Below are 25,015 nucleotides of genomic sequence, written 5' to 3' on the forward strand. Positions count from 1 at the left end.
CCCCCGCACCCCCGGGGGCCCGGGCCCCCGGGACGGGCCCCAGGAACCGACGTGAGCCGGCGCCACCGGGCGCCGGCCTGCCACCCCGCGCCCCGCACCGGCGGCCCGGGAGGAAGGCGGCACATCCCATGATCCGCTGGAACGCCGACCAGACGGCCCTGCGCGAGGGCCTGGCCCGCTTCGGCGACGACCTCAGCGCCGGCCACATCGAAGGCGACGAACAGGCCGCCTTCTCCCACGACAAGTGGCGCATGATCCAGAAGACCGGCATCCTCTCCCTGCCCTTCGAGGAACGCTACGGCGGCCTGGGCCAGTCCCTGCTCACCACCATGTACGTCCTCGAAGGCCTCGGCCACACCTGCCGCGACGGCGGCCTCAACTTCTCCGTCACCACCTCCATGGCCTCCACCGGCGTCCCCCTGCAGGCCTTCGGCTCACCCGCCCTCAAGGACGCCTACCTGCCCCGCATCGCCTCCGGCGAGGCCATCGGCGCCCACGCCATCACCGAGTCCGAATCCGGCTCCGACGCCATGCAGATGCGCACCCGCGCCGTACGCGACGGCGACCACTTCGTCCTCAACGGCGCCAAGACCTTCGTCTCCAACGGCCCCGTCGCCGACGTCGTCGTCGTCTACGCCCGCACCCACCCCCAGGGCGGCGCCCTCGGCGTCACCGCCTTCCTCGTCGACGCCGACACCCCCGGCCTGACCACCGGAAACCCCATCAAGAAGATGGGCCTGCGCACCTCCCCGCTCTCCGAGCTCTACTTCGACGACGTCCGCGTCCCCGCCGACCGCGTCCTGGGCCGCGTCGGCGGCGGCTTCCTCGTCCTCGACCACGTCATGAAACGCGAGATCCTCTACACCTTCATCGTCAACACCGGCGAGATGCAGCACCGCCTCACCCGCTGCCTGGACTACGCCAAGACCCGCATGTCCTTCGGCAAGCCCATCGGCTCCTACCAGTCGGTCGCCAACAAGATCGTCGACACCAAGATCCGCCTCGAGACCGCCCGCAAGTGGCTGTACGACACCGCCCAGCGCCTGGAGGCCGGCGACAACGTTACCGTCGACATGGCCATCGCCAAACTCCTCACCAGCGAATCCAACCTCGCCACCTCGCTGGCCGCCGTCCAGGTCTTCGGCGGCAACGGCTACATGTCCGAGTACGGACTGGAGAAGGACGTGCGCAACGCGGTCGCCGGCACCATCTACTCCGGCAGCAACGAGATCCAGTACAACCGCATCGCCGCCATGCTCGGACTCGGCAAATGACCGCCCCCGCCCTGCTGGCCCCCCGGCGCGCCGGCCACCTCAAGGTCTGCGGCGCCCGCACCCGCGCCGACCTCGCCCTCCTCGCCGACACCGGCCCCACCCTGGTGGGCCTGTGGCACGGCGTCCCCGGCGGCCCCGCCGACCTCGAAGCCGACCGCCTCGCCGACCTCGCCGCCACCGCCATCCGCCTGGGCCTGGAACCCGTCCTCGTCACCTTCCTCGACGACGCCCGAAAGATCGCCGCCCTCGCCCGCGCCACCGGCATCCGCTGGATCCAGCTCCACGCCTACCAGAGCCCCGCCCTCGTCGCCGACCTGCGCGAACAGCTCCCGTACGCCGTCCTCGTCAAAGTCCTCCACCTCTCCCGCGGCCGCTGCCTGGAACGCGCCTTCACCGGCGCCTTCGAACGCGCCGGCTGCGACCTGTTCCTCCTGGACACCGTCACCGACGACGGCCGCGTCGGCTCCACCGGCCAGGCCCTGGACCCCGCCCACGTCCACGCCCTGCTGCCCCGCCTCACCATCCCCTTCCTCCTCGCCGGCGGCCTCAACACCACCAACCGCGACACCTACCGCACCGTCACCGACCACCCCCTGTACGCCGGCGCCGACATCGACACCGCCGCCCGCGACCGCACCGGCCGCTTCACCCACGAAGCCGTCACCGCCCTCACCCGCGCCTGGCACCCGCGCCTCCAGGAGACCCCCGCATGAGCCCGAGCTTCATCGACGCCCTGCTGGCCGCCCCCCGCCCCCTGGTCATGGAGGTCAAACTCCGCGACCCCCACGGCGCCGACCTCCTGGGCCCCCGCACCGTCACCGACCTCGTCACCCGCTACGAACAGGCCGGCGCCCCCTGCCTGTCCGTCGTCACCGGCCGCTGGTTCGGCGGCACCCCCCGCCTCCTGCGCGAGGTCACCGCCGCCACCCAACTCCCCGTCCTCCAGAAGGACTTCCTCACCCGCCCCGCCCAACTCGAAGCCGCCCGAGCCCTCGGCGCCTCCGCCGTCCTGCTCACCGCCGCCCTGCTGCCCGCCACCTCCCTCACCCGCCTCGTCACCACCGCCCTCGACCTCGGCCTGACCCCCTTCGTCGAGATCACCGAGGAACGCGAACTCGACACCCTGCCCCGCATCGCCGAATGCGTCGTCGCCGTCAACAACAAGGACATCCGCACCCGCGAACGCGACCGCGGCGACCTCGGCCGCAGCCTGCGCCTGCTACCCGCCCTACGCGCCGCCGGCTGCCGCGCCCCCGTCTCCGCCTCCGCCATCACCGACCCCCACGACGCCGCCCGCCTCCTCGACGCCGGCTACGCCGCCCTGCTCATCGGCACCTCCCTGATGCGCACCGGCGACCTCACCGGCTGGCTCGCCGACCTCGACGCCGCCAGAGCGGGGGTCGCCGCGTGAAGAACGACCTGCGCACCCGCTCCCTGGTCCTGGACGCCGCCGGCATCCCCGTCTCCGCCCTGGTCGCCGAACCCGAACACCACGCCCCCAAGGCCGTCGTCCTCGCCATCCACGGCCGCGGCATGCGCGCCGCCTACTTCGCCGGCCCCGCCCACCCCGACACCAGCCTGCTCACCCTCGCCGCCGACCTCGGCTACACCGTCCTCGCCGTCGACCGCCCCGGCCACGGCGCCTCCGCCCACCGCCTGCCGCACGGCCAGCTCATCGCCGACCAGGCCGCCACCCTCCACGCCGCCCTCACCGACTACGCCCGCGCCCACCCCACCGGCGCCGGCGTCCAACTCCTCGCCCACTCCTTCGGCGGCAAAATAGCCCTCCAACTCGCCGCCCACTGGCCCGACGACCCCCGCCTGCCCCTGCTCGGCTGCGACATCTCCGGCCTCGCCCAGCACTACGCCCCCGGCGCCTGGGACCGCCCCGACGACCTCGCCGGCGGCGGCCGCCTCAACTGGGGCCCCCTCCACCTCTACCCGCCCGGCACCTTCCACGCCGCCCGCACCCTGCTCACCCCCGTCCCCGCCCTCGAATCCCGCGAACTGGCCACCTGGCCCGCCCGCTACAACGCCCTCGCCGCCCGCGTACGCGTCCCCGTACGCCTCACCCTCGCCGACCACGAGCACTGGTGGCGCCTGGACGCGGCCCACCGCGCCGCCCTGACCGCCGCCTTCCCCGACGGCCTCGCCCACCTGGCCACCGCCCGCCGCGCCGGCCACAACCTCTCCCTGGGCCACGCCGCCCGCCCCTACCACCTGCGGGCCCTCGCCTTCACCGACGACTGCCTCACCCGCCCCGCCCCCGCCCCCGGCGCGGCCGCACCCGCCGCCGCACCCGCCGCCGCGGCCCCCGGGCCCCTCCTCGCGGCCGTCTGACGGCCCCACAGACCATCTGGCGCGGGTGGAAGGGCCCCGCCGCCCCCTCGGGCAAGGGGCGGCGGGGCCCGGCCGAACCGCGCCGGGGACGGACGCCTACCCGGAGCCCGCCGGAACGCAAGCAGCCGGGTAGGCCGCGGCCAGGACCAGGCACGGCCGCCCCCGGACGGTCACCGGGCAGGCTCGCCCGAGCACGCTCCGGGGACCGGGGCCGCCTCCCGCGCGTACGCGACGAAGGCGTAGGCGACCCCCGCCCACATATGAACCTTGACGGCGCCGCCCCCACCGGGGAGCTCCTGCGCGTCCCGCGCGGTACCGGCCACCGGACCCATGGCGGTGCCGGTGACCACCGGGTCCTCCCACGTGCCGCCGAGCGCGCCGGCGGCAGCCGCGAGAGCGGCCAGGGGGAGTTCGGCGTCCAGCCCGGTGGGGCCGATGGCGGCGGACAGGCCGTCCTCGCTCAGCTGGATCCGGCAGTGCGGCTCGCCGATCCCCGTCCGGACCAGCAGGGCCAGCTGCTCCGCCAGGCCGGGGACGGGCACGTCGGCCTCCACCGTCACCGACAGCATCATCGCGAACATGTCGTCGAGCAGACCCCGGAGCTCCACCGCCTCCGCCCAGGTCAGACCGCCTTCGAGTACCAGGTCTTGGGATTCGTCACTCACCGACGGGACTTTTCCAGCCCGGGCCCGGGAAGACAACCGATTTCACCGGCCGCCCGCCGGGACCGCGCGAAGCGGCCCGGATCCGGCCGCCCGCCCGCCCGGCCCCGCCCGCCCGGCCCCGCCCGCCCGGGCCCGGCCACACCTGCCGCACCCGGCCCTCGCCCCCTTCCGGCGGGAATCCCCGGCCCCCCGGCACGGTTGCCACCGATGGCCCACGAACGGACCCCCGTTCCACCCGGGCCCACGACGCACCGTCACGAGAGGGGCAGCACATGAGGATCGGCGACATCGAGGTCCTGGCGGTCATGGACGGAGAAGGCACCGAGACCGCCGCCGAGATCCTCACCCGCCCCGGCACCGACGACCCCTGGGCCTGCCACCAGCACCACCGCGACCCCGACGGCACCCTCCACCTGCCCCTCGGCGGCTTCCTGGTCCGCAGCGGGGAGCGGACCGTCCTGGTCGACGCCGGAGTCGGACCCCACGACGTCGGCCGCTACCACGGCGGCGCCCTGCTCGACTCCCTCGCCGCCCACGGCGTCACACCCGCCGACGTCACCGACGTGCTCTTCACCCACCTGCACTTCGACCACGTCGGCTGGGCCGCCGTCCAGGACCGCCCCGTCTTCCCGAACGCCGTCTACCGCGCCCACCGCGCCGACTGGCAGCACTTCGTCACCGGCCCCGCCGCCACCCCCGAAGCCGTCGCCAAACTCACCCCCGTCGAAGACCGACTCGAGCTCTTCGACACCGACTTCACCCTCGCCCCCGGCATCGACGCCCTCCACCTGCCCGGCCACACCCCCGGCACCACCGCCTACGTCCTGTCCTCCGGTGGCCGCCGCGCACTGCTGCTCGGCGACATCGCCCACTCCGTCGTCCAGTTCAGCGAACGCGACTGGCAGGTGATCTGGGACATCGACCCGCAGGCCGCCTCCGCGGCGCGCAACCGCATCGCCGACGAAGCCGCCGACACCGACGACCTCCTCGTCGCCGCCCACTTCCCCGGCATGCGCTTCGGCCGCATCCTCACCGCCGACGGCCACCGCTGCTTCGTCGCCGTCTGACACACCACCCGCCCCGCCCGCCGCCGTTGCGCTCCGCCCGCCCCGCGCGCCGCCGCCGCGCCTCGCCCGCCCCGAGACGCGCGCCGGTCGCGGCCGGGCGGGCACCGGCCCCGTAAGGTACCCGCATGTCGGTTGTGATCGCGGGCGGCCACGGCAGGGTCGCACTCCTGACGACCCGTCTCCTCACCACCCGGGGCCTACCGGTCACCGGAATCATCCGGCGCCCCGAACAAGCCGCCACCGTACGCGCCGCCGGCGCCCAACCCGCCGTCACCGACCTGGCCCACGCCACCCCCCACCACCTCGCACACCTGCTCACCGGCGCCCAGGCGGTGCTCTTCGCCGCCGGCGCCGGCCGCGGCAACGCCCCCGGACAGGCCGACCCCGTCGACCACGACGCCGCCCTCACCCTCGCCGACGCCACCCAACTCGCCGGAGTACGACGCTTCGTCATGCTCTCCACCATGGGCGCCGACCCCGCCATCCACTACCCGCCCGACCCCCTCGTCGAGACCTTCCTCCAGGCCAAGGGCAGAGCCGACCAGGACCTGCTCTCCCGCCCCGCCCTCGACTGCACCGTGCTGCGCCCCGCCTGGTTCCGCGACGGGCCCGGCACCGGCCGGGTCCACCTCGCCGAACACACCGGCCCCGGCGAGATCGACCGGGCCGACGTCGCGGCCGTCCTCGCGGACCTGCTCACCACACCCGCCACGGCCCCGCGCGTCCTGGAACTCGTCTCCGGCACCGTCCCCGTCCACGAGGCCGTCGCACGCACCGCCCTGCGCCTCGTCGCCGACCACTGAACCCCCGACCACTGAGCCCGCCGGTCCGCGATCGACGGCGCCGGTGTCGGGCACGCGCGGCGGCGTGACGCGACCGCTCGGGCCCACCGGTCGCATCACACCCCGGGACCGGGGCCGGTCCGCCCGCCGCTCCGGGCGCTACCCGCGCCGGTCGCTGCGCTGCGCCGCCCAGGCCAGCGCCAGCCCCACCGCGCCGAGCGCGGCGGCGATCCCCAGCGGCGCGGTGTACCCGGCCCCGGCGGACAGGGCCGCGCCCGCCAGCAGGGGGCCGCCCGCGTTGCCGATGTTGAAGGCGGAGATGTTCGCGGCCGAGGCGAGGTTGTCCGCGCCGCTCGCCCGCGCCAGCACCCGGGCCTGCAAGGGCGGGATGACCGCCCCGCCGGCCAGGCCGAACAGCAGGAAGACGGCGGCCACGGCGGCCCGGCTGTGCACGGCGGCGAGCAGCAGCAGCGGAACGGCCGTCACCCCGGCCAGCGCCGCGTACAGCGCGGCCGCCGGCGCCCGGTCCGCCAGCCGGCCCGCCAGCGGGGTGCCGACCACCATGCCCACGCCGACCAGCATCAGCACCACCGGCACCGCGCCGGACCCGAAGCCCGTGACCTCGGTCAGCAGCGGCGAGACGTAGGTGAGGACGGTCAGGAAGGGCGCCCAGCCGAAGGCCGTCGCCGCCAGGGCCAGCCACACCCCCGCACGCCGGAACACCCGCAGCTCGGCCCGCAGCCCGGCCCGCGGGGCCGCCGGCCCGTGCGGCAGCAGGACGGCCAGCGCGACCAGCAGCACCACGCCCAGCGCGGTCACCGCCCAGAACGTGGCCCGCCAGCCCAGCGCCTGCCCGAGCGCGGTACCGCCGGGCACCCCGAGCACGTTGGCGAGGCCGAGCCCCGTGAACACGGCGGCGATCGCGCCGGCCCTGCGCCGCGCGGGCACCAGCGAGGTCGCCACCGCGGAGGCGATCCCCACGTACGCCCCGCCGGCCAGCGCGGACAGCACCCGCCCCGCCAGCAGCGCGCCGAAGCCCGGCGCGAGCGCGGTGACCAGGCCGGCCGCGATGAACAGGCCGACCAGGTACAGCAGCATCCGCCGGCGGGCGACGCGGACCCCGAGCGCGGTCAGCAGGGGAGCCCCCACGACCATGCCCACCGCGTACCCGGACACCAGCACCCCCGCCGTCGGCAGGGACACCCCCGTGTCCTCGGCGATCCGCGGCAGCAGCCCGGCGACCACCACCTCGGCGGAGCCCACCGCGAACGCGCCGAGGGCGAGCGCGAACAGGGCGGCACCGGCCGGAAGTTCAGGCGCACGGGCGTTGGTGGGGGAGGGGGCGGACGCGGGGCAGGGGGCGCGGCGCGCCGAGAGATCGCTGGTCATGGCACCAGCCTGGCCGCCGCCGCCCCGCGGATCAGCCCCCGAACGCGCAACGACCGGTAAGCCAGGCTTACCGGTCCCGGCCCGCCGCCCCCACCGCCCCCACCGCCGCCGCCGGGGGCTCCGCCCACTCCCGGTTCCACCCCCGGGCCCGCTCCACCGCGACCGCCGCGAACGCCCGCACCCGCGCACTGTCCCCGCCCGCCCGCCACACCAGCCCGTACTCGAGCGGCTCGGCGTCCACGAACGGCACGAACACCACCCCCGGCGGCGCCGAGTGCGCCGCCACGTCCGCCCCCACCGGCGAGATGCCCTGCCCCGCCCCGACCATCGCCAGGGTCTCCGCCAGCGTCGCCGCCGACCGCCCGCGCTCCACCACCCGCCCCCCGGGCGTCACGGACGGCGCCAACCACTCCTGCCAGTACCCGGGGACGTGCCCCGTACAGGCGAACACCCGGTCCCGCGCCAGGTCCTCCACCCCGACCGACTCCCGCCTGGCCAGCACGTGGTTGGCCGGCACCGCCAGCATCCGCGGCACCCGCAGCACCACCGGGCCCCGCACGAGGTCCTCCTCCTCCACCGGGAACTGGGTGACCAGCACCTGCGCCCCGCCGCCGCGCAGCGGCTCGAACATGGACGCCACCTGCGTCTCGTGGATGCGCACGTCGATGCCCGGGTGCCGGCGGGCGAAGGCGCCGATCACCTCCATCACGAACTCCCCGGCCGCACCGCCGAGGTAGCCGACCGTGAGCACCCCCTCGACGCCCCGGGCCGCGGCCCGCGCCCGCTCCAGCCCGTCCCCGATGCACCGGTACGCCGGCCCGACGTCCTCCAGCAGCCGCCGCCCCAGCTCCGTCAGCCGCACCCGCCGGCTGGTCCGCTCGAACAGCGGCGCGCCCACCCGGCGCTCCAGCCGCTGGATCGTCTGGCTCACCCGCGCCCTGGAGACCCCCAGCCGCTCGGCCGTCCGCCCGAAGTGCAACTCCTCGGCCAGGACCACGAAACCCTCGATCTCCAGTCGCTCCCACACCCGCCCGATGCTACGCCCGGCCCCCGGCCGTCCCCCTGGGTCGTACCGGCCGGGGGCCCGGGCCGGGTCAGGGCCGGGGGCAGAACTCGGCCTCCAGCTCGGAGGTGAACACCGCGATCGGCCAACTGCCGTTGGTCCAGTCGCCGTTGATGTTGGTGGTGAGCAGGTGGCCGCCGTCGCGGGTGCCGAAGGTGTAGGTCCAGGAGCCGTTGATGGCGCCGCCCATGCCCCAGAGGGTCGGTCCGCAGTCCAGGGTGACGGAGCCGACGCCGAGGCCGTACGCGGCGTTCGGGATCCACGCGCCGGGCGGTGTGGGGACCGTCGTGAGCAACTCCCGCTGCTGGGCGGGCGGCAGCAGCCGTCCGCCCAGCAGCGCGGCGAAGAAGGTGTCGAGGTCGCGGGCGGTGGAGACCATGTCGCCGGCGGCGTAGCCCCAGGAGGGGCTGAGCTCGGTCACGTCGTGGACGGGGGCGGTGGGGGAGGGGTCGCCCAGGCGGGAGTAGGCGCGTGCGTGCGGGCCGCGCAGGGCGGTGTCGTCGGGGTCGGGGGTGTAGGTGCCGCTCAGGCCGAGCGGGGTGATGACGCGCTGGTCGACCTGTTCGGCCAGGCTGGTCCCGGTGGCCCGTTCGACGATCAGCCCGGCGAGGACGTAGCCGGTGTCGGAGTACGTCCAGCCGGCGCCGGGGGCGAAGTCCGGGCGGTTGGCGGTGCCGGTGCGGACGAGCTGTTCGGGCGTGTAGGTGTCGAAGCGGTGGAGCAGGAAGCCGGTGCCCTCGTTCTCGGCGCGGACCTTCGCGTCCATCGCGTAGTTGTAGACCCCGCTCGTCATGCCGAGCAGCTGCCGGACGGTGATCCGGTCGGGCTCGTAGCCGGGCCCGTCGACGAGGCCGGGCAGCCACCGCTCCACGCTGTCGTCCAGGTCCAGCCGGCCCTCGGCGGCGAGTTGGAGGACGACGGTGGCGACGAAGGTCTTGGTGGTGCTGCCGATGCGGAACCGCTCCTGGGCGTGGCGGGGGCGCCCGGTGGCCAGGTCGGCGACGCCCGCGGTGCCGAACCAGGCGCGGTGCCCGTCGCGGACCTCGGCGACGATGCCGGGCACGCCGCCCTCGGTCACGGCGCGCTCCAGGACCCGCTGGACGCCGGGGTGCCCGTTCCGGGCGTCCGGGGTCGCGGGCGCCGGCGCGGCGGTGGCGGTGCCGCCCGCGACCAGGGCGGTGGTCAGGGCGGTGGTCAGGGCGGTGGCGGTCAGCGCGGTGGCGCGCCTGGTGATTCCCATGCTGGTGTTCCCCCTCGGCGTGGTGTTCGTGGCCTGGGAAGAAACTAGGAGCCGCTTCACGGTCGGGTCAACGTCAACTCCATTGCCGTGCACGGTCTGTGCAGGTGGGAGCGGGGACATCCTTGCAATGGTCGTGCCGACGAATGCAACAGCTGCCCGCGTTCCATTGCAACAGTCGCCGGGGTCGGCCGATACTGGGCCGACCGAGTCCGACCGAGGAGGGGCGGGGACGGATGCCCGGAGCCAGACTGACCCAGCAGGATCGCCACCGGATCGCCACCGGGCTGGCCGAGGGGTGGGGGTACGGCGAGATCGCCCGGCAGCTCGGGCGGCCGACGTCGACCGTCACCCGGGAGATCGCCCGCAACGGCGGTCCGTCCGGCTACCGCGCCGACCGGGCGCAGCGGGCCACCGTCCAGCGCTCCCGGCGCGGGCGGGCGGCGGCCGGCCGGGAGGCGGTGCCGGAGCCGGCGGTGCCCGGGCGCGACACGGAGGAGGTCCGCCAGTTCGGTGACCGGCTGGCCGAGTTCCTGGCGCTCGGCGGCATGCCCCGGATGACGGCGCGGGTGCTGGTCTGCCTCCAGCTCACCGAGGACGGCGCCCTGACGGCGGGTGAGCTGGTGCGGCGCCTGCGGGTCAGTCCGGCGTCCGTCTCGAAGGCGGTCGGCTACCTGGAGGTGCAGGCCCTGGTCCGCCGGGAGCGCGACGGGCGCAACCGCCGCGAGCGGTACGTCATCGACGACGACGTCTGGCACCGCGCGCTGCTGGCCAGTGCCGAGCGCAACGCGGTGCTCGCCGGGATCACCCGCCACGGCGCCGAACTGCTCGGCCCGGCCACCGCGGCCGGGGCCCGGATGGACGGCGCGGCCGCGCTGCTGGACCGCATCGGCCAGGACATCGTCCGCGGCATCCGGCAGTGGCACGAGGAGAGCCGACGCGGCCGGGAGAACGCCGGGGCGGCCTCCCCGCCGTGAGCGGTCTCCCGGCCCCGGCCGGGGAGCGGCCGGGTGGTGCGGGTCATCCGGCCGCGGTCGCGGGGGCCGCCGGGTGGGCGTGGTCGAGGAAGGCGCGGACCTGGTGGGCGAAGGCGTCGGGGGCGTCCGCGTAGAGCCAGTGCCCGCTGTCCGGGACCTCCACCAGGCGGGTGTTCGGGCGTTCGCGGGCCATCCGGCGTGCGGTGGCGGGGGTGAGGAGGAAGCTGTCGGCGGCCCGCAGGAGCAGGGCGGGCTGGGCGGAGGCGTTCCAGACGGCCGTGAAGTCGCCGGTGAGGGCGGCCTGGGAGGCCGTCATGTCGGCGGTGTCGAAGAGGAATCCCCAGCCGTCGGGGAACTCGGCGGCGCTGTCCATGAAGTAGCCGGCCGGGACGCCGCGTTCCGCCAGCGCCCGGGCCAGGGCGCGGCGGGTCGGGGCCCGGCGGGGCCAGCCGGACACGTCCAGGACGGGGCGGGTCTCGGGCTCCCGGTTGAGGGTCGTCATGTCGGCGACCACGAGCGCCGCCACGAGGTCGGGGCGCCGGCGGGCGAGATGGAAGGCGACCGCGCCGCCCATCGAGTGCCCCAGCACGGCGGCCGGTACCGGGCCGAGCGCCTCCAGGAACGCCGCCGCGTCGGCCGCGTAGGCGTCCGGGGTGAACTCGCCCCCGTTGTCGGACAGTCCGTGCCCGCGCTGGTCGAGGGCGAGGACCCGGTAGCGGCCGGCGAGCGCGGCGGCCAGCGGCGCGAAGATCCGGCCCCGCCCGAAGTGCCCGTGCAGGGCGAGCACGGCCGGCCCGGGGCCGCCGAAGTCCAGGTAGGCGAACCGGCGTCCGCCGAGCCGGACGAACGACTCGGCGGGCCGGTCCGCGGGTCCGTCCGTCATCCCGTACGCCCCCTTCTCGCGAAGTGCCGTGTGCGGCAGGGGAAACCTATCCCGGGCGGCGCGGACGGCGGCGGGCCCGCTCCGGGGCCGGTCGGGGGCGGGGCGGTCAGGTGTAGAGGGCGGCGGCGCGGCGGGTCGCCTCGGCCAGGCGGGCGCGCAGCTCGGGCGGGTGGAGGACCTCGGCCTCCGGGCCCAGGCGCAGCAGTTCGAGGTAGCCGATGTCCCAGCTCTCGACCGGCAGGGTCGCGGTGACCCAGCCGTCGGCGTCCGGTGGGCCCGCGGTGGCGAGGGCGTCGGCGGCGGCGGTCGGCTCCAGCAGGGCGGCGAGGTTCTCGACGGCGAACGGGCTCAGCCGCACCACCGCCCGCTCGCGCAGCATGGCGCGGGTGAACTCCCGGGCCGCCGCGGCCCAGTAGGCGGCGAGGTCGAACTCCGGGTCGCGCTCGAACCGTTCGTCGCCGGCCTCGGCGCTCTCGAAGCGGTCGACGCGGTACGAGCCGACCCGGCCGGAGGGGCCGCGCGCCGCGAGGTACCACTGCCCGGCCTTCAGGACCAGGCCGTACGGTTCCAGCCGCCGCTCCCGGGTGCCGGAGCGCGCCGCGTAGCGGGCGTGCAGGACGCGGTCCTCCCACACGGCGCGCGACACCTCGGCGAGCAGCGCGGGGGTCGGGGCGTCGCGGAACCAGGCCGGCGCGTCGAGGTGGAAGCGCCGGGCGGCGGCCGCGGGGGCGTCGCCCAGGGCGGCGGCGACCTTCAGCCGGGCGGCGAGGGCCTGCCCCGCCAGGCCCATGTCGCGCAGCGGGCCCGGCAGCCCGGCCAGGTGCAGGACCTCGGCCTCGGCGCGTTCGAGGCCGGTGAGGCGGGTGCGGTAGCCGTCGACGAGCCGGTAGCCGCCGCTGCGGCCGCGCTCCGCGTACACCGGCACCCCGGCCTCCACCAGCGCGGCGACGTCGCGCTGCACGGTGCGCTCGGAGACCTCCAGCTCGGCCGAGAGCTCCGTGGCGGTCATCGTCCGCCGGTTCTGCAGGAGCAGCAGCAGCGCGATGGCCCGGCTCGCCCGCACGTCGCCCCTTCCGTCGCCTGCCTGGTGTCGCCTGGTGGGCCCGCCCGTGTGTGCGGTGGCCCGGCTCCATTGTCGCCGGGCCCGGGCCCGGTGCGGGCGGGGTCAGGCCTCGTCGGCCGCCGCGTCGAGCTTGGCGGGGTCGGGGGCGAACGCGGTCATCCACTGCGGGTGCAGCCGGTAGTAGACGACGTCGTTGTCCCAGTCGAAGGCGTCGGGGCCGTAGAAGTCCCGGAAGTACGCGAGCAGTTCCGGCCAGTCGGCGGCCGGCTCGCCGCCGTGCGGGTTGAGGACCTCCGCGGTGCCGTGGGTGAACACGCCCAGGTCCTCCCCGCGCAGGTGCGCGGCGCTGACGGCGGGCCGGGCGGCGAGGTGCCGGGCCTTGGCGGCGCCGCGCGCGGTGCCGAAGTGCCACATGCCGTGCAGGAAGTGCCCGTCCACGCCGCTGATCCGCGGCTCGCCCTTCGCCGTCACCGTGGACAGCGCGAGCGTGCACATGCCGGTGAGCACACCGGTGAGCTGGTCGGCGGTGAGCGAGCGCTCGCTGTTGATGATCGACCGCAGGTGCGCGGTGGAGCGGGCGAGCGAGGCGTCGAGGAGGGCCTGGAGCCGGTGGAGCTCGTCGGGTGTTTCGCGCATGGGGGGTCCTTGTCTGTCCGTCGTCCCGGCCCGTGCCACCACGACACCGACCGGCGCCCCCTACTGTCCCCGCGAAACCCGACACCTTCTGTCGTGATTTCCCGCGGTGTCCTGCGGTTTCCACGCGCCCGGCCGCTGGTGGGGGAGTGGGAAGTCGGCGGGGCCGACTTCCCACTTCCCGGGGCTCCGCGGTGGCAGCCGTCAGCCGTCAGCCGTCGGCCGCCTGCCGTGCGGCGGTCAGGGCCAGAGGCACTGCGACTGCGGGTCGAAGCAGGTGAGGCCCATCGCGGACGCCACCTTCGCGATGTGGACGCAGGCCTCCTCCACCATGCTCCAGCGGATCGGAAAATAGATCAGCGGGCCGCTCGCCTCCCCGATCAGCGGGCCGGTCGACCACGGCGAGGTGTCGTCCTCGTCCTCGGCGAGGTCGGGCCACCGCTCCAGCAGCGCGGCCACGAAGGCCGCGATCCGCTCGGTCGGCGGAAGGTTCTCCTCGTCCGTGCCGAGGTACCGCTCGTACAGGTCGTCGAAGCACCGGCCCGCCGCGGCGTCGTCCGCGGGGCGCTCGCCCTCCCAGACCGCAAGGTCGTAACTCATGGGCGCAGCCTGCCACCCGGCACCGACAACCGCCCCGGAGCCCGTACGCGCAGGCCCGGTTCCCCGGGGCGGCTGTTCCGTGTGGCCGTCAGCCGGCCGGCTGCGCCCGCTCCAGGGCTTCCCGCAGCCGCCTGACCTCGGCGACCAGTCGTGGCACGTCCTGGCGGGCGGCGGCGATGAAGTCGAGGTCCGCGTCCGTCGCGGGGTCCGGTCCCGTCCGGGTGCGGCCGTCGGTGGTCCGGGTCAGGTGGAACTCGTCGTCCTGCGGCGCGTCGGGGCGCAGTTGGACGAAGCTCGCGCCGCCGATCCCCTGGCGGGTCTCCAGCCGGGCGACCCACGGGCCCGGTGTCGCGGCGCCGGCGCGCAGCTCGATCGCGGACAGCTCTTCCTCGGACAACGGCTCGTCGGACGGCATGCCCGGATCCTGCCCCGGTCCTCCGGGCCTGTCCAGGGCCACCCGGGCTGCCTTGAGCGGGGTGGCCCCGTCCGTTCAGTCCCGCCGGTTCGCCGGTCCGGCCTCGACCCACTGCGGTATCCGCTCCGGTGCCAGGAACTTCTCGTTGAGTACCAGCATCCACGCCAGCGCGATCATGCAGACGATCGGGATCGCGAGCAGCAGCACGATGAAGACGATCGGGTGCGCGTGGCTGAAAGCGTCGCTGTTGATCCCGAAGAGCGTCACGGGACCGGCGATGACGAGGGGCGCCACCAGCCAGCAGAACAGGTAGGTGCGGATCACCTCGCTCATGCGCAGTTCGGCCCGGCCCAGGAACACGTACTGCGTGGTGCTCGTCGAGGAGCCGTGCCGCCCGGAGACGTCGACCGTCTCGCCCTCCTTGACGTAGTAGCGTCCCAGCGGCCGGATCGGCAGCATCAGCATGGTGAACCAGTGGGTGGCGAAGCAGGCCCCCTGGGCGTCCGGCCGCGTCTTGCCCAGCATCGTCCGCCCGAACCCGTTGACCGTGCCCAAGCGCGGTGCCGTGCGCATCGGCATGACCCTGTCCGACATCTGCCCCCCCATCCCGGCGACAACCGTTGTGATCCGATCAGCATGCCAGCGCCGTACGACACCCTCCCGGCGGGGTCGCAACACCTCCATCGGATCTCCCCGGTGACGGACGATCACCTCCCGCCGGCCGGCGGAGCGGGCGGCCCGCCGAAAGGGGCGGGCCAGGGGGCGCGCAGCCAGTAGACAGGGCGCGCAGCCCAGGAAGGGGGCACGCGGGCGGAGGGGGCTCCGCGCTCTCGACGGATAGCTCTTACTGAGAGCTAAAATGAGGGTATGACCGCGACAGAGCCCGAAACGCTCGACGTCGCGCTGGCGGACGAGTTCTCCACCCTCCTCGTCGGCATCCAGCGCCTGGTCCGCCGCCGCCTGCGGCAGGCGACGGACGAACCCCGCCTGCGCGGCGCCCAGGTCGAACTGCTGCGCCTGGTGATGGACAGCCCCGGACTGCGCGTCTCCGAGGCCGCCGAGGAGCTGTGCCTGGCCGGCAACTCCGTGTCCACCCTCGTCAACCAGCTCGTCGCCCGGAACCTGCTGCGCCGCGAGAGCGACCCCGCCGACCGGCGCGCCGCCCTCCTGCACGCCACCCCGGAGGCCGTCGAACGCATCGAGGCCTGGCGCCGGCGCCGCCGCGCGCTGATGGGCGACATCGTCGCCGGCCTGCCGCCGCGCGAGCGCGAGGCCCTGGCCGCCGCCCTGCCCGCCCTGCGGCAGGTCGCCGAGGGCCTGCGCACCCCGCCGGGGGAGGAGGAACGATGACCACCGAGGACCCCCGGGGCACCGGGAACGCCGAGGACACCCGGGACACCGGGAACGCGGTGGCCTGCCGGGGCCTGGAGTACACCTTCCGCCACGGCCGCGGGAAGGCCACCCGGGCCGTCGACCGGATCGACCTCACCGTCCGCACCGGCGAGGTGTTCGGCCTGCTCGGCCCCAACGGCGCCGGCAAGACCACCACCATCCGCGCGATCACCACCCTGCTGCCCGTCGGCGCCGGCATGGTCCGCGTCTTCGGCCACGACGCCACCCGCCACCCCATGCAGGTGCGCCGCCTGCTCGGCTACGTCCCCCAGCAGCTGTCCGCCGACGCCGGGCTGACCGGACGCGAGAACGTCGCCCTGTTCGCCCGCGTCTTCGACGTCCCGCGCCGCGAACGCGCCGCCCGCGTCGACCAGGCGCTGGCCGCCGTCGACCTCACCGAGGCCGCCGAACGCATGGCCGCCACCTACTCCGGCGGCATGGTGCGCCGCCTCGAACTCGCCCAGGCCCTGGTCAGCGCCCCGCGCCTGCTCGTCCTGGACGAACCCACCATCGGCCTGGACCCGATCGCCCGCACCGGCGTGTGGGAACGCGTCGACGCCGTACGCGCCGCCACCGGCATGACCGTCCTGGTCACCACCCACTACATGGACGAGGCCGACCGCCACTGCGACCGCATCGCCCTCATGGACCGCGGCCGCGTCCGCGCGCTCGGCACACCCGCCGAACTCAAGGACCAGGTACGGCGCACCGACCCGGCCCGGGCCGCGCCCAGCCTCGACGACGTCTTCCGCCACTTCGCCGGCCGGCAGCTGGCCGACGCCACCGAAGGAGACTTCAGCGATGTCCGCCGTACCCGCCGCACCGCAGGCCGCGTCGGCTGAACCCCCCGCCCACCGCCCCGCGGGCGGCCCCGACCTCTCCCTGCTGCTGGTGCCCCCGCGCGCCCGCACCGGCTGGCGCCTGGTGCCCGCCCGCATCGGCGCGATGTGCGCCGTCGAACTGCAGAAGCTGCGCCACGACCGCACCGAGCTCTACACCCGGGCCGTCCAGCCCGCCCTGTGGCTGCTGATCTTCGGCGAGACCTTCACCCGCCTCAAGGCCATCCCCACCGGCGGCATCCCGTACCTGGACTACCTCGCGCCCGGCATCATCGCCCAGTCCGCGATGTTCATCGCGATCTTCTACGGCATCATGATCATCTGGGAGCGGGACTCCGGCGTCCTCACCAAACTGCTCGTCACCCCCACCCCGCGCGCCGCCCTCGTCACCGGCAAGGCCTTCGCCGCCGGGGTGAAGGCACTCCTGCAGGCCGTCGTGGTCGTACTGATCGCCGCCGCCCTCGGTGTCGCCATGACCTGGAACCCGCTGCGACTGCTCGGCGTCGTGGCCGTCGTCCTGCTCGGCTCGGCGTTCTTCTCCTGCCTGTCGATGGCCATCGCCGGCATCGTCCTCACCCGCGACCGCCTGATGGGCATCGGCCAGGCCATCACCATGCCGCTGTTCTTCGGCTCCAACGCCCTCTACCCCGTCGACCTGATGCCCGGCTGGCTCCAGGCCGTCAGCAAGGCCAACCCGCTCAGCTACCAGGTCGACGCCCTGCGCGGCCTGCTCATCGGCACCCCCTCCCACCTGCCCCTGGACTTCGCCGTCCTCGCCCTCGCCACCGTGGCCGGCATCGCCGCCGCCTCCGCCCTGCTCAGGCGCCTGGCGCGCTAGCCGACGCCGCCACCGCCCTGCGGAAAAACGCGGTGACAGGCGGGGCGCCGCCCCGGGAGACTGCCTTCCAGCAAGCCGACGGCCGGAGGGCGGGGTACCAGTGGCACTGGCGAGGAAGGGCGCGCGGCGCATCGTCGTCGACGGCGAGGAGTACCGCTGGCGCGTGACCCGCCAACACTGGTGCTGCGACTACGAGGGCACCACCCTCGGCTACGCCGCCGAGCACGCCGCGCACCCCGGAACGACACTCGTCGTGGACACCGGCCGCCCCACCCTCCGCACCCCCGGGGCGGTGGCGACGGACCTCGTCCTGCCACGCGAAGTCGCCGCGGGCATCCGCACCGCACGGGCGAACGGCTGGACACCCGCCACCCCCGGCCCACCCCTCACCCCGCACCTGTCCGCCGCCTGACCGGGAAGGAACGACACGACCCCATGACCCACGCCTTCCCCCAGACGGTGCTCCACACCCCGCGCCTGACCCTGCGCCCCTTCACCGCCGACGACACCGACGACACCCGCGCCGCCTGCGCCGACGACCTCACCCAGCACTGGCTGCCGCTGCCCCGCCCCTACACCCGCGAGGACGCCCACACCTGGTGCACCCGCACCGCCCACGACCTGCGCACCACCGGCGACGGCATCCACTTCGCCGTCACCGAGCGCACGAACGGGCGCCTGGCCGCCACCGTCGGCCTGAAGAAGACCGACTGGCGCTCCCGCAGCTCCGAAGCCGGCTACTGGGTCGCGCCCTGGGCCCGCGGCCGGGGCATCGCCGCCGAAGCCACCCGCGCCCTGGCGCACTGGCTGCTCACCGCGCAGGCCTTCGAACGCCTGGAGCTCAAGGCCGCCACCGCCAACACCGCCTCCCGCCGCACCGCCCTGAACGCCGGCCTGCGCGAGGAGGGCGTGCTGCGCAACGCCGGCTTCACCCACCACGGCCGCACCGACCTCGTCCTGTACTCCCTCGTCCCCGCCGACCTGGGGTCGTCGCCGACGGCCTGACCCTGGACCCGGGCCCAGGGGCAGGCCGTCAGGAGGCGGTGCGGCGCACCGGGTGGCCGCCGGGGCCGGTGGTGAGCCAGGAGCCGTCGCCGAGCGGCCGCAGGTCGTACGGGTCCGCCGCGTGGGCGTCGAACTCGCCGTGGACGCGGCCGGTGCGGGCGTCGACGCGGTAGTGGCGGAACCAGTCCTCCTCGTCCTCGGTCTCGCCGACGAGAGTGGCCACGAGGGTGTCCGGGGTGAGGTGGCCGCCGCTCCACTCCAGGAAGACCGTGTCCGGGTCGTGGCCGAAGTCGTCGACGGTGAGGGTGAACACCGTCTCGCCGCCGGGGAAGGCGTGGACGGCGAGGTCCCTCTGGGCGTGGTCGACGGTCAGGAAGCGGTGCCCGTCGGGGGACAGGTCGATGAGGCAGCGGTCGTCCCACGGGTAGCGGAGGAGTTCCAGCCGGCCGCCGGCCAGTGACGCGCGGTAGACGGCGGTGCCGTCCTGCCCCTCGCCCACGTTGAGGAGCATCCCGCCGCTCGCCGGGTGCGTCAGCTGCACGCCGCCGTGCCCGACCGTCTCCAGGTCGGCCCGGGCGAGGACCGCCCCGCTCGCGGCGTCCACGGCGACCCACTGGTCCGGCCGGTCGCGGCCCGCCATGGCGTCGGGCCGGTAGACCCACAACACCCGTCCGTCCGGGGACAGTTCGCAGTCGGGCAGGTGGCCGTGGGCGTTGTCCGCCGCCGGCTCGAAGGGCGTGCGCCAGACCTCCGCGCCGTCGACCGTCACGCAGACGGCCGCGTGGAGCGTCGTGTAGTAGGCGTGCCGCAGGTCGGCGGCGACGGCGTGGGCGACCACCCCGTCCCCGGGGACCGGCCGGCAGGCCACCGCGGGCGACAGCACGCCCACGGCGCCGGCGGCCGGGGCGTAGGCGCAGACGAGTCCGTCGACGAGCCGGGTGGTGAGCCGGACGGGGTGCGGGGAGGCGGCCATTCCCGGAGGCTACCGAACCCGGGCGGGCGGCCGCCGTCGGCCCCGCCTCCGGTTGCTCCCGGCCGCCTCCGGCCGGTCAGGGGCGCCACTGCTCCCGGTAGCCGGGGTGGTCGTGGTAGGACTGCGCGAGGACGCGCAGCGCGTACGCGAGGCCGGCGGCGCGGGGGTCCGAAGGGTCCATCGCGATGCCCTCCTGGGCCAGCTGGTCGACCAGGTCGAGCATGGGCAGGTGGCTGTCGAGGAGCGCCTCGGGGCCGAAGACGTGCGCCACGTAGGCATAGGCGTGGTTGTCTTCCTCGTTGCGTGCGCGCAGGAAGCGCAGGAGGTCGTCCATGGGCCCATCCTGGTGCGCCGCCCCGGCGGGCCGGGAGCCGGGGCCCTTCCGCCCGGAGGGCGCGGGGGCGGCTCGGTACCTTGTGCCGCAGGCGGGCAGCGGGGGCCTGGTCGGTGAACGGGCTTGGCGGCGCGCCGGGTTGCGCGCGTCCCCGGCCGGCCGGGGACGCGGCTGTTCGCGGTGGTCGGGTGGCCCGCGCCCGTCGTCCCGTCGCGGCCGAACTTCCGTTCTCCCTAGGGGAGTTAGTGCGGGAGGACCGCCGCGCTCGGCGTCGTGGTGCCGTGTTCCACGGGGACGTTGCTTCCTCCCGTGGGGGCGCGCGCGGAGCCGGGCGCCGGCCGGGCTCCGCGCGCGCAGGGGGGAGGGGGTCAGGCGGCGGTGCCCTGCCGGCGGGCGCGGACGCTGGTGACCAGCTGGGCGCGGATGCGGGCGGGGACCTCGGGGGCGAAGCGGGCCAGGTAGTGGTTCAGGTGGGTCTCGTCGCCGGTGAGGAACGGCAGGTCGAAGACCAGCAGTTTGCGCACCGCGAGCAGCGGGACGGGGGCGCGCAGCGGCCGGAAGGAGTGGTTCCACAGGCCGGGTTCCTCGCAGACCGGGTGGAACTGGCCGATCATCAGGCCCTGTTCGACGAACTCGTCCTTGGCCTTGCGCTGGAGCTCGTCCAGCACGGTGGAGTCCTCGCGGTCCAGCTGGGGCAGCACCAGCAGGACGGTCAGCAGCTCCCGGTCGGACTCCTCCGCCAGGTCGGCGAGCAACGCGTCGTAGTGGGCGCGCAGTTCGGCCACCAGCGCGGGCAGGTCCCCGCCGGGGGAGGCGCCGGGGGAGGTGTCGGCGACGGCGATGTGGAACAGGCCGCGGCGCAGCGAGGGCTGGGTGTAGGGGCAGACCGGGCCGCTGCGGCCGAGGTCGGGGTGGGCGGTGGTGAGGAAGGCGCGGGCCCAGGCGAGGGTCTCGGCGGCCTCGGGGCTCGCGGCGGCGCGGCCGGCGTCGATGTGCTCGGCGCTGTACACGCGCAGCGCCCCGGTGACGGCGGCGGGAGCGGTGGGGGCGACGGCGGCGGGGGCGGTCATCGGGGCCCCCGCCAGACCGGGGCCAGGCGGGGTCCGCCGCCGGGCAGGGCGAGGGCCTCGCCGAAGCGGGCGAAGCCGCCGCGGGCGAGCAGGCGGGCGCCGGACGGGGAGCTGGTCTCGGCGTAGGCGGCCTGGCCGGCGGTGTCGACCTCGGTGAGGAAGGCGTGCAGCAGGGCCCGGCCGGCGCGGGTGCCGCGGGCGCCGGGGCGCACCCCGACGAAGGCGAGGTAGTGGTGGGAGCGGTGGCGCGGGTGGCGCAGGGTCTGCAGGCGGGTGATGGCGGCGAGGCGGCGGGCCGGCTCGCCGTGGCCGGCGGCGCCGATCGCCTCGGCCAGGGCGGCGGTGGCGGCGCCGTCGCGCGGGCCCGGGGCCTCCCAGCGGCCGGGCGGCAGGAACAGCAGCGCCCCCAGCGGTTCGCCGTCCTCGGCGCCGTCGTCCGCGCCGCCGTCGCCGGCGGCCCGGTGGACGGCCAGCGCGCCCCCGTGGGCCAGGCACTGCTCGACGTGGACGCGGAAGAAGGCGGGCAGGACGCGGGCGCGGTGGTCGGGGTCGGGGAAGGCCCAGAGCATCAGCGCGTCGTCGGCGAAGGCGTCGGCGAGCGCGCGGGCCAGGGCGTCCTCCTCGCCCGGGCGGGCGGGGCGCACGACCGGCCGTACGGCCCTGTCGGCGGGCCCGGGGGGCGGTAAGGCGGTGCCCGCGGCGGCGGGCAGGGCGGTGGCGGTGGTCAACGGGCACTCTCCTCGAACGAGGGGGCGGACGAAGGGGAAGGAGCCGAAGGACTGGACGGAACACAGGGAGCGGACGGAGCAGAGGGAGCGGACGGAACGGTGGAAGCAGGGGAACCGGTCGCCGAGGCGGCCAGCGCCGCCACCCGCGCGTGCAGCGGCGCCACCCACCCCTCCGCCTCCGGCTTGATCAGCACGCTGCGCAGCACCCGCGCCCCGTCCGCGTCCGCGCGCACGCCCGGGTGGCGGCGGGTGAAGTCGGCGGCGTCCACGCGCAGCACGCTCAGGTAGACGGGGTCGTGCTCGTCGGCCATGCCCTGGCGCAGGACCCGCTCGCTCGCGGCGTCGACCGCCGACAGCGCGGGCGGCCCGGCCGGGGTGGGGAAGTAGGTGACGATGTCCAGCTGCGGCCGCTGGTAGAGCGTCAGCTCCGCGCTGTCCTCGATCCGCCGCGCCCAGGCGAGGGCGGCGCGCCGGCTCGCGGCCAGCCCCGCGCCCAGCCCCCGCGCGGTGAGCGGCAGCAGCTGCAGGGTCAGCCACAGGGCGGCGGCCGAGGCCCCGGCGCGCGAGCACTCCAGGCTGATCTCGCCCAGGTGCAGCTCGGCGTCGGTGAAGTAGGTGTACGGGGAGTCGTGGGCGAAGTGCCGCCCGATGTCCGGGTCGGCGAACAGCACCGCCCCGCAGCCGTACGGCTGGAGGCCGTGCTTGTGCGGGTCGACGGTCACCGAGTCGCAGCCGGCGATCGCCCGCCACGGCGCCGTGTCCACGTCGAGGGAGGCGGCGAGCGCGTCGTCGGAGGCCAGCAGCGCGAAGAACCCGCCGTAGGCGGCGTCCACGTGCACCCGCGCCCCGTAGCGGCGGGCCAGCGGCAGGATCTCGTGCACCGGGTCGACGGCGCCCGCCCCGGTGGTGCCGCAGGTGACCACCACCGTGCCGACCCGCCCGGTGCGCAGCAGCTCCTCCAGCGCCCCGGTGTCCATCCGGCCCTCGGCGTCCGCCGCCACCGCGTGCCCCTGGACGCCCAGCACGTGGCACATCCGGCTGTGGGTGTAGTGGGCCTCGCGGCTGTACGCCACCCCCAGGCCCGGGTGGCTCTGGCGCGCCACGTACAGCGCCTCCAGGTTGGCGATGGTGCCGCTGCTGGTCAGGTGGCCCACGTGCGCGGGCAGCCCGAACATGGCGGCGAGCTGCGCGACGCACTCGCGTTCCATGTCGTTGGTGGCCGGTCCGCCCTCGTAGGCGTGGTTGTTGGGGTTGAAGCGCATCGCCGTCAGGTAGCCCACCACCGCCGCCGGGTGCGGCGGCTTGACCATCTGCCCGGCGTAGCGCGGATGGAAGAACGGGTAGTTGTGCTCCAGGCGCTCGGCGAAGCGCTCGAAGGCGGCCGCGAACGCCGCCTCGTCCACCAGGTGCGAGGGGTGCGGCTCCAGCGGCCCGAACCGCTCGCCCCACCGCTCGGCCACCTCGGCCGCCTTCGGCAGCCAGTACCGCAGGTCCACGCTCAGGCCCTTCCCCTCAAGTCCTTCGACAACGGGGGGCCGACGCGCGGGTGAGCAGCACGCCGGGCCCCTGGCGAGTACGAGCGTTCACCGCGTCCGAGTCCTTGAGCGTTCCTCGACCGCGTCCGCAGCCACCGTGGCCACCGCCCGCAAGGCGCCCGCAACACCCGCAGCTCACCCACCGCACCGCCCGACGGCCCCACCCGCACCGCCCCGGCCCCCGCCGCGGGCACCCCCGCACCGCCCCCCGCACCGCCCCGTACGGCCCCAGCCGGACCCCACCGGGACCCGAGCCGCCGCTGCTGCAATCACCCCCGGACAAGGCCGCCCCACCCCACCCGGGCGAGGCCGGGGGAGCTCACGCGGGAGGAACGACGCGATGGTGACCAGACGCAGGATGATCGGCGCCGCCCTGGCGACCGGGGGAGGAGTCCTGCTCGTGCGCACCACGCTGCGCCCGGCCCCCTCCGCCGCCACCACCGCGGCCGCCGCCAAGGACGCCGGCCACGCCCACCCGGCCGGCGCCGCCGCCCCCGACCCCGGCCCCGACGCCGGCCCCGCGCTCGCGGAGAAGTTCACCACCGCCCTGCCGCTGCCCCCGGTGCTCAGCCCCGTCTCCACCGACGGCGGCGCCGACACCTACGCGGTGACCATGCTGCGCTCCTACGCCCGCGTCCTGCCCGGCCGCCGCACCGAGGTCCTCACCTACAACGGCGCCTTCCCCGGCCCCGTCATCCGCGCCCGCTCCGGGCGCCCGGTGGTCGTCCGCCAGACCAACCTGCTCGACGACCCGGTCTCCGTCCACCTGCACGGCTCCGCCGTCCCCGTCGACAGCGACGGCGGCCCGATGAACCTGCTGGGCGCCGGCGCCACCCGCACCTACACCTACCCCAACGACCAGCCCCACGCGAGCCTGTGGTTCCACGACCACGCCCACCACCTGGAGTCCGAGCACGTCTACCGCGGCCTGGCCGGCACCTACCTGCTCACCGACGCCACCGAGGCCTCCCTGCCGCTGCCCGCCGGCCGCTACGACCTGCCCATCGCCCTGCGCGACGCCCGCTTCGACACCGCCGGCAACCTCGTCTACCGGATGGACGACGCCGAGGGCCGCGCCACCGTCCTCGCCAACGGCCGCCCCTGGCCCAAGGTCGACGTCGCCGCCCGCCGCTACCGCATCCGCCTGCTCAACTCCTCCAACCTGCGCTTCTTCTCCCTGCGCCTGGCCGACGGCGGCCCCATCACCCAGATCGGCTCCGACGGCGGCCTGCTGGAACGCCCCCACACCACCGACACCGTCGACCTGTCACCCGGCGAGCGCGCCGACGTCGTCATCGACTTCTCCCGCTACCGCCCCGGCACCAGCGTCGTGCTCACCAACTCCATGCCGCCCGGCCCCGCCGAACACATCGGCCAGGTCCTGCGCTTCGACGTCGGCCGCCCCGCCCCCGACCCCTCCAGCGTCCCCGACCGGCTGCGCACCCTGCCCCCGCTGGGCCCGGTGGCCCGCGAGCGCACCATCGTCCTGAAGGTCGAGGAGGGCGGCGCGGGCGTGGCCCCGCTCGGCCTGATCGACGGCCGGCAGTACGACCCCGCCCGCGTCGACGCCGCCGTCGCCTTCGGCACCTCGGAGATCTGGACGGTCCACAACGCCAACACCGACATCCCGCACAACTTCCACCTGCACCTGGTGCAGTTCCGCGTCCTGCAGCGCAACGGCGCACCCCCCGGCCCCGAGGAGGGCGGCCTCAAGGACACCGTGCGCCTGATGCCCGGCGAGAGCGTGCGCCTGCAGGCCGCCTTCGACTCCTACCGCGGCCGCTACCCCTACCACTGCCACCTGCTGGACCACTCCGCGATGGGCATGATGGCCCAGATGGAGATCGCCTGACACCCCGGTCCCGGGGCCGCCCGCCGACACCGCGCCGGGCACGGGCGGCCCCGGGACCGGG

General features: G+C 75.6%; 28 protein-coding genes. 13 read left to right on the forward strand and 15 right to left on the reverse strand.

The features are described 5' to 3' along the window. The first annotated feature begins 128 nt into the window (after positions 1–128). From AMK13_RS38800 to AMK13_RS38815, 4 genes are read left to right on the forward strand one after another with little or no spacing between them, the layout of a single operon-like run. A complete protein-coding gene (locus AMK13_RS38800; RefSeq protein ID WP_049656704.1) occupies positions 129–1,274 on the forward strand; it encodes an acyl-CoA dehydrogenase family protein in 1,146 nt (381 codons plus the stop codon). Continuing rightward, complete coding sequence (locus tag AMK13_RS38805) at positions 1,271–1,987, forward strand: phosphoribosylanthranilate isomerase (protein WP_074006269.1); 717 nt, start codon at positions 1,271–1,273, stop codon at positions 1,985–1,987. Before AMK13_RS38800 ends, AMK13_RS38805 begins: the two co-directional genes overlap by 4 nt. Further along, the gene (locus AMK13_RS38810; RefSeq protein WP_049656707.1) at positions 1,984–2,685 is read left to right on the forward strand and encodes an indole-3-glycerol-phosphate synthase; all 702 of its coding nucleotides are present in this window, start codon (positions 1,984–1,986) and stop codon (positions 2,683–2,685) included. The genes AMK13_RS38805 and AMK13_RS38810 overlap by 4 nt, the downstream gene beginning before the upstream one ends. Next, on the forward strand, positions 2,682–3,614 hold the full coding sequence (locus AMK13_RS38815; RefSeq protein ID WP_241853219.1) for an alpha/beta hydrolase: 933 nt from the start codon (positions 2,682–2,684) through the stop codon (positions 3,612–3,614). The genes AMK13_RS38810 and AMK13_RS38815 overlap by 4 nt, the downstream gene beginning before the upstream one ends. 170 nt (positions 3,615–3,784) lie before the next feature. On the opposite strand, the gene AMK13_RS38820 is transcribed toward AMK13_RS38815, so the two are convergent. Then, positions 3,785–4,279 (reverse strand): hypothetical protein, encoded by a 495-nt coding sequence (locus tag AMK13_RS38820; RefSeq protein WP_074006270.1) that lies wholly within the window; start codon positions 4,277–4,279, stop codon positions 3,785–3,787. 272 nt (positions 4,280–4,551) lie between these two features. Here AMK13_RS38820 and AMK13_RS38825 point away from each other — a divergent pair, with 272 nt between their 5' ends. Together AMK13_RS38825 and AMK13_RS38830 are read left to right on the forward strand one after the other, a co-directional pair. Then, a complete protein-coding gene (locus tag AMK13_RS38825; protein WP_074006271.1) occupies positions 4,552–5,346 on the forward strand; it encodes an MBL fold metallo-hydrolase in 795 nt (264 codons plus the stop codon). Between the two features lie 125 nt (positions 5,347–5,471). Then, positions 5,472–6,149, forward strand: coding sequence for an NAD(P)H-binding protein (locus AMK13_RS38830; protein ID WP_074006272.1), 678 nt, complete (start codon positions 5,472–5,474; stop codon positions 6,147–6,149). 138 nt (positions 6,150–6,287) lie between these two features. On the opposite strand, the gene AMK13_RS38835 is transcribed toward AMK13_RS38830, so the two are convergent. The 3 genes from AMK13_RS38835 to AMK13_RS38845 form a co-directional block, all read right to left on the reverse strand. Further along, positions 6,288–7,517, reverse strand: coding sequence for an MFS transporter (locus AMK13_RS38835; protein WP_079272908.1), 1,230 nt, complete (start codon positions 7,515–7,517; stop codon positions 6,288–6,290). A 67-nt stretch (positions 7,518–7,584) separates the two neighbouring features. Further along, positions 7,585–8,544 carry a LysR family transcriptional regulator gene (locus tag AMK13_RS38840; RefSeq protein WP_198959519.1) on the reverse strand — a complete coding sequence of 320 codons (960 nt, stop codon included), beginning with the start codon at positions 8,542–8,544 and terminating at the stop codon, positions 7,585–7,587. Positions 8,545–8,611: 67 nt separating this feature from the next. After that, the gene (locus AMK13_RS38845; RefSeq protein ID WP_074006274.1) at positions 8,612–9,820 is read right to left on the reverse strand and encodes a serine hydrolase domain-containing protein; all 1,209 of its coding nucleotides are present in this window, start codon (positions 9,818–9,820) and stop codon (positions 8,612–8,614) included. Positions 9,821–10,053: 233 nt separating this feature from the next. Between AMK13_RS38845 and AMK13_RS38850 the strand changes: the two genes are divergently transcribed. Then, the gene (locus AMK13_RS38850) at positions 10,054–10,794 is read left to right on the forward strand and encodes a GbsR/MarR family transcriptional regulator (protein WP_074006275.1); all 741 of its coding nucleotides are present in this window, start codon (positions 10,054–10,056) and stop codon (positions 10,792–10,794) included. A 43-nt stretch (positions 10,795–10,837) separates the two neighbouring features. Here AMK13_RS38850 and AMK13_RS38855 read toward each other — a convergent pair whose 3' ends face one another. The 6 genes from AMK13_RS38855 to AMK13_RS38880 all read right to left on the reverse strand — a co-directional run bounded on the left by AMK13_RS38855 (position 10,838) and on the right by AMK13_RS38880 (position 14,961). Next, positions 10,838–11,677, reverse strand: coding sequence for an alpha/beta fold hydrolase (locus AMK13_RS38855; RefSeq protein WP_074006276.1), 840 nt, complete (start codon positions 11,675–11,677; stop codon positions 10,838–10,840). A 106-nt stretch (positions 11,678–11,783) separates the two neighbouring features. Further along, positions 11,784–12,740: a helix-turn-helix transcriptional regulator gene (locus tag AMK13_RS38860; RefSeq protein WP_074006277.1), complete on the reverse strand. Its 957-nt coding sequence runs from the start codon at positions 12,738–12,740 to the stop codon at positions 11,784–11,786. A gap of 102 nt (positions 12,741–12,842) precedes the next feature. Next, complete coding sequence (locus tag AMK13_RS38865; protein ID WP_074006278.1) at positions 12,843–13,376, reverse strand: pyridoxamine 5'-phosphate oxidase family protein; 534 nt, start codon at positions 13,374–13,376, stop codon at positions 12,843–12,845. 237 nt (positions 13,377–13,613) lie between these two features. After that, a complete protein-coding gene (locus tag AMK13_RS38870) occupies positions 13,614–13,973 on the reverse strand; it encodes a hypothetical protein (RefSeq protein ID WP_074006279.1) in 360 nt (119 codons plus the stop codon). A gap of 88 nt (positions 13,974–14,061) precedes the next feature. Beyond that, positions 14,062–14,388 (reverse strand): hypothetical protein, encoded by a 327-nt coding sequence (locus AMK13_RS38875; RefSeq protein ID WP_074006280.1) that lies wholly within the window; start codon positions 14,386–14,388, stop codon positions 14,062–14,064. 75 nt (positions 14,389–14,463) lie between these two features. After that, positions 14,464–14,961 carry a hypothetical protein gene (locus AMK13_RS38880; RefSeq protein WP_143204761.1) on the reverse strand — a complete coding sequence of 166 codons (498 nt, stop codon included), beginning with the start codon at positions 14,959–14,961 and terminating at the stop codon, positions 14,464–14,466. A gap of 294 nt (positions 14,962–15,255) precedes the next feature. On the opposite strand from AMK13_RS38880, the gene AMK13_RS38885 reads away from it, so the two are divergent. The 5 genes from AMK13_RS38885 (at position 15,256) to AMK13_RS38905 (ending at position 18,462) form a co-directional block, all read left to right on the forward strand. Then, entirely contained in the window at positions 15,256–15,738 is a 483-nt protein-coding gene (locus tag AMK13_RS38885; RefSeq protein WP_074006282.1) for a MarR family winged helix-turn-helix transcriptional regulator, read from the forward strand. Then, on the forward strand, positions 15,735–16,622 hold the full coding sequence (locus AMK13_RS38890) for an ABC transporter ATP-binding protein (protein WP_074006283.1): 888 nt from the start codon (positions 15,735–15,737) through the stop codon (positions 16,620–16,622). The genes AMK13_RS38885 and AMK13_RS38890 overlap by 4 nt, the downstream gene beginning before the upstream one ends. Continuing rightward, entirely contained in the window at positions 16,582–17,457 is an 876-nt protein-coding gene (locus AMK13_RS38895; protein ID WP_074006284.1) for an ABC transporter permease, read from the forward strand. The genes AMK13_RS38890 and AMK13_RS38895 overlap by 41 nt, the downstream gene beginning before the upstream one ends. A 100-nt stretch (positions 17,458–17,557) precedes the next feature. Continuing rightward, complete coding sequence (locus AMK13_RS38900; protein WP_074006285.1) at positions 17,558–17,869, forward strand: hypothetical protein; 312 nt, start codon at positions 17,558–17,560, stop codon at positions 17,867–17,869. 23 nt (positions 17,870–17,892) lie between these two features. Further along, the gene (locus AMK13_RS38905) at positions 17,893–18,462 is read left to right on the forward strand and encodes a GNAT family N-acetyltransferase (RefSeq protein ID WP_074006286.1); all 570 of its coding nucleotides are present in this window, start codon (positions 17,893–17,895) and stop codon (positions 18,460–18,462) included. 28 nt (positions 18,463–18,490) lie between these two features. Here AMK13_RS38905 and AMK13_RS38910 read toward each other — a convergent pair whose 3' ends face one another. From AMK13_RS38910 to AMK13_RS38930, 5 genes are all read right to left on the reverse strand, one after another. After that, positions 18,491–19,435, reverse strand: coding sequence for a hypothetical protein (locus tag AMK13_RS38910; RefSeq protein ID WP_074006287.1), 945 nt, complete (start codon positions 19,433–19,435; stop codon positions 18,491–18,493). A 76-nt stretch (positions 19,436–19,511) separates the two neighbouring features. Further along, positions 19,512–19,769, reverse strand: a complete 258-nt coding sequence (locus AMK13_RS43240) for a DUF6221 family protein (RefSeq protein WP_074006288.1) — start codon at positions 19,767–19,769, stop codon at positions 19,512–19,514. A 368-nt stretch (positions 19,770–20,137) separates the two neighbouring features. Next, entirely contained in the window at positions 20,138–20,839 is a 702-nt protein-coding gene (locus AMK13_RS43245; RefSeq protein WP_074006289.1) for a DUF6875 domain-containing protein, read from the reverse strand. Continuing rightward, positions 20,836–21,567 carry a hypothetical protein gene (locus AMK13_RS38925; RefSeq protein ID WP_079272909.1) on the reverse strand — a complete coding sequence of 244 codons (732 nt, stop codon included), beginning with the start codon at positions 21,565–21,567 and terminating at the stop codon, positions 20,836–20,838. The genes AMK13_RS43245 and AMK13_RS38925 overlap by 4 nt, the downstream gene beginning before the upstream one ends. Then, positions 21,564–23,063: a pyridoxal phosphate-dependent decarboxylase family protein gene (locus tag AMK13_RS38930; protein WP_079272910.1), complete on the reverse strand. Its 1,500-nt coding sequence runs from the start codon at positions 23,061–23,063 to the stop codon at positions 21,564–21,566. The genes AMK13_RS38925 and AMK13_RS38930 overlap by 4 nt, the downstream gene beginning before the upstream one ends. 379 nt (positions 23,064–23,442) lie before the next feature. On the opposite strand from AMK13_RS38930, the gene AMK13_RS38935 reads away from it, so the two are divergent. Further along, a complete protein-coding gene (locus AMK13_RS38935) occupies positions 23,443–24,954 on the forward strand; it encodes a multicopper oxidase family protein (protein WP_074006290.1) in 1,512 nt (503 codons plus the stop codon). The last annotated feature ends 61 nt before the right edge of the window (positions 24,955–25,015 follow it).

This window comes from Streptomyces sp. CB02056, from assembly GCF_001905545.1.
Classification (GTDB): domain Bacteria; phylum Actinomycetota; class Actinomycetes; order Streptomycetales; family Streptomycetaceae; genus Kitasatospora.

Bases quoted from the DNA above. Each gene is read 5' to 3' on its own strand.
- AMK13_RS38800 (WP_049656704.1), top strand. From the start codon at position 129: ATGATCCGCTGGAACGCCGACCAGACGGCCCTGCGCGAGGGCCTGGCC.
- AMK13_RS38805 (WP_074006269.1), top strand. From the start codon at position 1,271: ATGACCGCCCCCGCCCTGCTGGCCCCCCGGCGCGCCGGCCACCTCAAG.
- AMK13_RS38810 (WP_049656707.1), top strand. From the start codon at position 1,984: ATGAGCCCGAGCTTCATCGACGCCCTGCTGGCCGCCCCCCGCCCCCTG.
- AMK13_RS38825 (WP_074006271.1), top strand. From the start codon at position 4,552: ATGAGGATCGGCGACATCGAGGTCCTGGCGGTCATGGACGGAGAAGGC.
- AMK13_RS38830 (WP_074006272.1), top strand. From the start codon at position 5,472: ATGTCGGTTGTGATCGCGGGCGGCCACGGCAGGGTCGCACTCCTGACG.
- AMK13_RS38835 (WP_079272908.1), bottom strand. From the start codon at position 7,517: ATGACCAGCGATCTCTCGGCGCGCCGCGCCCCCTGCCCCGCGTCCGCC.
- AMK13_RS38845 (WP_074006274.1), bottom strand. From the start codon at position 9,820: ATGGGAATCACCAGGCGCGCCACCGCGCTGACCGCCACCGCCCTGACC.
- AMK13_RS38850 (WP_074006275.1), top strand. From the start codon at position 10,054: ATGCCCGGAGCCAGACTGACCCAGCAGGATCGCCACCGGATCGCCACC.
- AMK13_RS38855 (WP_074006276.1), bottom strand. From the start codon at position 11,677: ATGACGGACGGACCCGCGGACCGGCCCGCCGAGTCGTTCGTCCGGCTC.
- AMK13_RS38865 (WP_074006278.1), bottom strand. From the start codon at position 13,376: ATGCGCGAAACACCCGACGAGCTCCACCGGCTCCAGGCCCTCCTCGAC.
- AMK13_RS38870 (WP_074006279.1), bottom strand. From the start codon at position 13,973: ATGAGTTACGACCTTGCGGTCTGGGAGGGCGAGCGCCCCGCGGACGAC.
- AMK13_RS38875 (WP_074006280.1), bottom strand. From the start codon at position 14,388: ATGCCGTCCGACGAGCCGTTGTCCGAGGAAGAGCTGTCCGCGATCGAG.
- AMK13_RS38880 (WP_143204761.1), bottom strand. From the start codon at position 14,961: ATGCGCACGGCACCGCGCTTGGGCACGGTCAACGGGTTCGGGCGGACG.
- AMK13_RS38885 (WP_074006282.1), top strand. From the start codon at position 15,256: ATGACCGCGACAGAGCCCGAAACGCTCGACGTCGCGCTGGCGGACGAG.
- AMK13_RS38890 (WP_074006283.1), top strand. From the start codon at position 15,735: ATGACCACCGAGGACCCCCGGGGCACCGGGAACGCCGAGGACACCCGG.
- AMK13_RS38895 (WP_074006284.1), top strand. From the start codon at position 16,582: ATGTCCGCCGTACCCGCCGCACCGCAGGCCGCGTCGGCTGAACCCCCC.
- AMK13_RS38905 (WP_074006286.1), top strand. From the start codon at position 17,893: ATGACCCACGCCTTCCCCCAGACGGTGCTCCACACCCCGCGCCTGACC.
- AMK13_RS38910 (WP_074006287.1), bottom strand. From the start codon at position 19,435: ATGGCCGCCTCCCCGCACCCCGTCCGGCTCACCACCCGGCTCGTCGAC.
- AMK13_RS43240 (WP_074006288.1), bottom strand. From the start codon at position 19,769: ATGGACGACCTCCTGCGCTTCCTGCGCGCACGCAACGAGGAAGACAAC.
- AMK13_RS43245 (WP_074006289.1), bottom strand. From the start codon at position 20,839: ATGACCGCCCCCGCCGCCGTCGCCCCCACCGCTCCCGCCGCCGTCACC.
- AMK13_RS38935 (WP_074006290.1), top strand. From the start codon at position 23,443: ATGGTGACCAGACGCAGGATGATCGGCGCCGCCCTGGCGACCGGGGGA.